3 protein-coding genes and 1 pseudogene are annotated in these 4,389 nt (G+C 66.7%); 1 reads left to right on the top strand and 3 read right to left on the bottom strand.

Annotation, left to right across the window (positions count from 1 at the left end; translation table 11 throughout):
- Positions 1-162 (top strand): annotated as a pseudogene (locus tag ACFWXO_RS12150) (IS630 family transposase); the annotation flags it as partial.
- 638 nt (positions 163-800) lie between these two features.
- Here the strand turns inward: ACFWXO_RS12150 and ACFWXO_RS12145 are convergent.
- The 3 genes from ACFWXO_RS12145 to ACFWXO_RS12135 are packed head-to-tail and all read right to left on the bottom strand — an operon-like array spanning position 801 to position 4,115.
- Positions 801-1,499, bottom strand: a complete 699-nt coding sequence (locus tag ACFWXO_RS12145) for a hypothetical protein (protein ID WP_380523449.1) — start codon at positions 1,497-1,499, stop codon at positions 801-803.
- A gap of 43 nt (positions 1,500-1,542) precedes the next feature.
- Positions 1,543-2,871 (bottom strand): hypothetical protein, encoded by a 1,329-nt coding sequence (locus ACFWXO_RS12140; protein ID WP_380523447.1) that lies wholly within the window; start codon positions 2,869-2,871, stop codon positions 1,543-1,545.
- A gap of 20 nt (positions 2,872-2,891) precedes the next feature.
- Entirely contained in the window at positions 2,892-4,115 is a 1,224-nt protein-coding gene (locus tag ACFWXO_RS12135; RefSeq protein WP_380523445.1) for a hypothetical protein, read from the bottom strand.
- Between the last annotated feature and the right edge of the window lie 274 nt (positions 4,116-4,389).

The raw sequence follows: 4,389 nt of genomic DNA, 5'->3' as shown, positions 1-4,389 counted from the left end.
CGCGGCGTCCACCGCTCCGTCCAGGCCCTCGAACGCGACATCCGCGCCTGGGTCGCCGACTGGAACACCGACCCCCGGCCCTACGTCTGGACCAAGACCGCTGACCAGATCCTCGAATCCCTCGCTGGATACATCCGACGGATCAAGGACTCAGGACACTAGGAGTCGTTGCAACACCCCGGTTCAAGGGATGCATTCGGCTTCGAGGTCCGCGCGGACCGGACGACCCAGGGGCCGGTGAAGCTGAGTCGGAGCGGGCGGCACACTCCCGACTCGTGCAGCAGGGCTACAGCAACAACGGCGCGTGCTGGATCGTCGGCTCAATCCCAGGACCGGAAGGCACCGAGCAACGGCCGCAGCGCCGCACCGCTCCGTCGGCACCACCGATCGGATCCAATGCCCCCGAATAGCAACACTTTCGCACGCCGTCCTAGCCGGTGACAGGTCCCGCACTCAGCAGGCGGACGCTCACACAACGGGCACCCGGACGACCGTCGACCTGCCCTCCCTCGCTGCCCGACATCGGTCCGTCCCACAGGACATCCCGGAGCCCGACTCGAAGGACGATCGCCCTTACAACCACACCAAGGAGACGTAAGGTACTGCCCGCGTAGCCCCTGGTGGGATCGGCACCGTCTCGAAAGGCGCGTGGTGCCGTCCTGGCTGCGTTCACCCCTTTCCAGCGTTGTCCAGCACCCAGCCGACGAAGCGCTCCGCCGCAGCCCAGGAGGTCTACGTCCACTCTCTGCGCCCCCAGTTGTTCAGCCCACCGCCAGGCTCAGCCGCCGCAGGGCGAGGCGTCACGTCAGGAGTGTCAGCTGTTCGCCCCAATCCAGGCCACGCGGGCGGGAGCCCGATAGGCCTCGAAGGCGCTCGTCCCGGTCGGTGAGGGCCGCCGCTATCCTGGCGGCCAGCCGGTTCCGTAGGCGCACCCAGTCCGCATCCCTGCGCCGAGGGACGGCCGGAACCTCGGCGAGCAGCAGTTGCTCGGCATTCGGCCCACGCGGGGTCCACCACTGGCCGTCCGACCGGCTCTCGATCCGGGAGGACTGCCGCAGCGCGTTGCGGAGCGATGCCACGTTGTACCGGTAACCGAATCCTTTGAGGCAGTAGTCGAGCGCGGCGACGGTCAACGGTCGATCGGCCGCCGCCAGTACGAGCCGGCCGGCATCTTCGAGGGACCGCGGGCCGGGCATCGGTCCGTGCCGGTAGAGGCCGTACACCCCCGCTCCGGCCCAGCAGAACCGCCGGTCACCAGCGACCGCCACCTTCGCGGACGCCTCCGCGATTCGGCGATCGTGGTCGAGCTGGGCCAGGCGCGCCAAGTCCCTCACATGCACGGGTGCGGCAACGGAGCAGGCCACCGCGTACAGGATGTCCGCCTGGCTACGTCCGATCGGGCCGCGGCAACCACAGCGGTTGAGCTCCCACACTCCCAGCGCCGATCCGCAGTCATCGCAGGGGTCCTCGTCATCCGTTCCGAGGCCAGCCACATTCAACGCACTTCTCCTGGGCGGTCACGCCGGTACGTCGGCACCCGCATCATCCGCGGCTCCAGTCGAGCGCCACCGGACCAGCGGGGAATCCCACCCCGGGGTCATCGGAGACAGCGGAGTTGAGAGTGTCGAGAAAGCGGCGCACGTCAGCCACGTCGATGCCGTCGAGGTTCTCGGCGGCCGCCGCGTCGAGCACAACGTGAGCCTTGCGGAGCACATCACGCGGCTTCCGGTTCGACCTGCCGAACAGCTCGGAGACCGCCGCCTTGGTCAACGGGTAGAGGTCACCGGGCGTCCTCGCCGAGCCGGGCTTCACAGCTGCATCGAGGTACCTGGTCAGCAGCTTGCCCGCCTCCGCCACATTCCGCAGGCCCGGCAAGATCACTGTGCTGCGCTGATTCGCCGCCGTGGTGTCGAAGCTCGGGAGGTCGGCCAGCTCCCAGGCGGTCCCGATGGTCAGCGCGGCCCTGGGGTGCATGGTGACGACCACACTGAGCATGTCCGCCATCGGCAGGGTCTCCACAATGACGTCGCGGAAGCGTTCTGTCTCCAGATCTCGCTTAGCCCTGGCCATCGTGGTGCTTGCCAGGTCCTCCAACTGGTCGCAGCACAGCAGGACGTGCTTCATCCCCGCGGCTGACGCGAACAGGAGGAAGGTCGCGAGGTAGACCGCACCGTTGCGTGTGCGCGAGGCCGGCTTGATCCGGTCGAGGTACTCGGCCGCGATGTTCGGATCCTCGTCACAGAGCGCCACGATCAGCTTGTCGTCGGGCGGTCCCAGCGTTCGTCCCCGCAGGGACCGGTGGACGTCGGCCACCACCTTGAGCAGCGCCCGGGGATCGTCACTCTCGGCCCGCGCTATCAGCTCCAGCCGTAGCCGCTGGGCGAGGGTCGGCTCGTCACCTACCCGGAAGTCCGTGGCGTACTCGACCGCTGTGAAGAGCGCCGCGCTGAGCGAACGGATCTGCGCAGTGTCGAAGCTGGTCAGCAGGCCGCAGATCGGAATTTCGGCGGCATCCTCCTCGTCCAGCCCGGTCGAGAGGTAGGCCGTCCTGCCGAAGTCCTTGTTGAGCAGCCCGGTCAGGTGCTGCATCAGCACGGACTTGCCGAAACCGCGGGCGTCCGAGTCTCCCGGGGCAGTGCCTGTCGACCACAGGTAGCCGAACTTGAGCCCGGAGTACGCAGCACCGAGGACGAACTTGTTGATCGATTCCTGGAGTTGTTCGGCGTTGACGTCCGGTTCGTACAACAGCCCGTTCTCCCTGAGGTCCGAGCCGCCCAGCCGGGCGATCCCCGTGATCGGGAACGGGTTGTTGCGCAGGCTCCAGCGCTTCTTCATCCAAACGGGACCGGGCAGCGTTGCAGGTGTGGTCATCAGACACGGACCTCCTCGTACTAGTGCGTCGGATCGACGCGGATGATGTTGAACACGCGGGGCATGCCACCCTGGGCAGACATCACCAGCGGCCTGGTGGAGGGCGGTGTCGCGCCGTGGGTCGCCTGGTCCAGGTGAACCCGGAAACCGAGGTCGGGATAGTCCCCCCGAAGGGCGCCGAGGATGGCAGCATCGAACTCGTCGTCGCTGATCCGCTGGTGCCAGCAGACCGCCGCCCGGAGTCTCCAGACCGGGAGGTACATGTCGCCCGCGGCGTCGCCGCGCTGGCGGAGCCATATCTTCGGCAGCGCCTCCAGCGCGGCCTGACGGGCCTCCCTGCCGACCGACCGACGGATGGCCACGTCCCTGCCATGACCCGATACCTCGGACGTCGCCCAGAAGCGAAGGGCGGGCGGCCCGGGCGCGTAGTAGCTGAAGTTGGTCAGCCCGAGGAACCTGGTCCAGCGGCGCAGCAATTCATGGCTGATGTAGTCGAGGCTGCAGCCGGCAGCGCTGAACGCCAGCCGCACCATCGCCTCCTCGCAGGTCGTGATGAAGGTCTTGCGGCTCATGACCCGCTCCCGGGCGCTCAGGCGTTGTTCGGCTCGACCGACGTACCCGCGCACTCCGTGGTCGATCACCTCACGGGTGGCTCCCCAGCCGAGACTTCCCTGAGCGGCCGCATCCACCGCGTAGTCGACGAAGTCGCCGAGGAAGTCCTGGTGGGAGTGGTGCGTACGGCTGTCGAACTTGAGCAATGGGATCGTGAAGTGGGTGGCGAGGCGGTCCGGCCGTGCCCCGACCAGCCGCAGAAAACCTTCGAACTGCGGATGCGCGTTCAGCAGCACGCCAATCAGAGCGTTGTAGGCGGCCAGACGGTCACGACCGACCAGGTCGGTCCACTCGACGCCGTTCTCGGTCAGCCTGAACGTCACATCCGAGTGGGCGTAGGCGGAGTTGGGCGTCGAGGGAAGGATGTGTCGTTCAACCCACCCGAGCCGCATCAGCTCCTTGAGCACGTCGACCGTGTTGTGCACATGGCGCTTCCCATCGGCCCGCACTCGGTCCCACTTGCGCTCGTCGAACGAACCGTCAGTGTCACTCTCTCGAGCAACCTTTGCTGCCTGACCGACCAGTGCGCAACGGATCTCTTCGAAGGTGCACCCCTCGGCGACCGCCTGGGCCGCCACCTCGATGTAGGCCAGATCCTGGAGTCGGGGAATGCCGGCGCCGCCAGCGCTCACTTGCCGACCCCGATCCGGCGGCACGCAGCACACCTATCTTGCAGCCGAGCAGAACACCCGAACGTGCACACTTAAGCCTCCCTGAGCGAGATCCACGAGGTGTCGCCACCAACTGACCACAGCACCATGAAGGTTGGCAACAGCTAAAAGAATGTTGCGGCTCTCATGGGGCATGAGAGCCGGACCACACAAAAAAAAATCCCACATACCAGATTTTTTCCGCCCCAACACCAGTCGGATTTAAAACAAAGTCGCTGCCCGCCCCAAATCAAGG

Source organism: Kitasatospora sp. NPDC059088, assembly GCF_042738155.1.
Classification (GTDB): Bacteria; Actinomycetota; Actinomycetes; order Streptomycetales; family Streptomycetaceae; genus Kitasatospora.
The sequence above is the reverse complement of the archived record's forward strand: the minus strand, read 5'-3'. Positions and strand labels throughout refer to the sequence as shown.

What these genes read in the sequence shown, in the direction of transcription:
- ACFWXO_RS12140 (WP_380523447.1), bottom strand. Translation starts at nt 2,871, where the DNA reads ATGACCACACCTGCAACGCTGCCCGGTCCCGTTTGGATGAAGAAGCGC.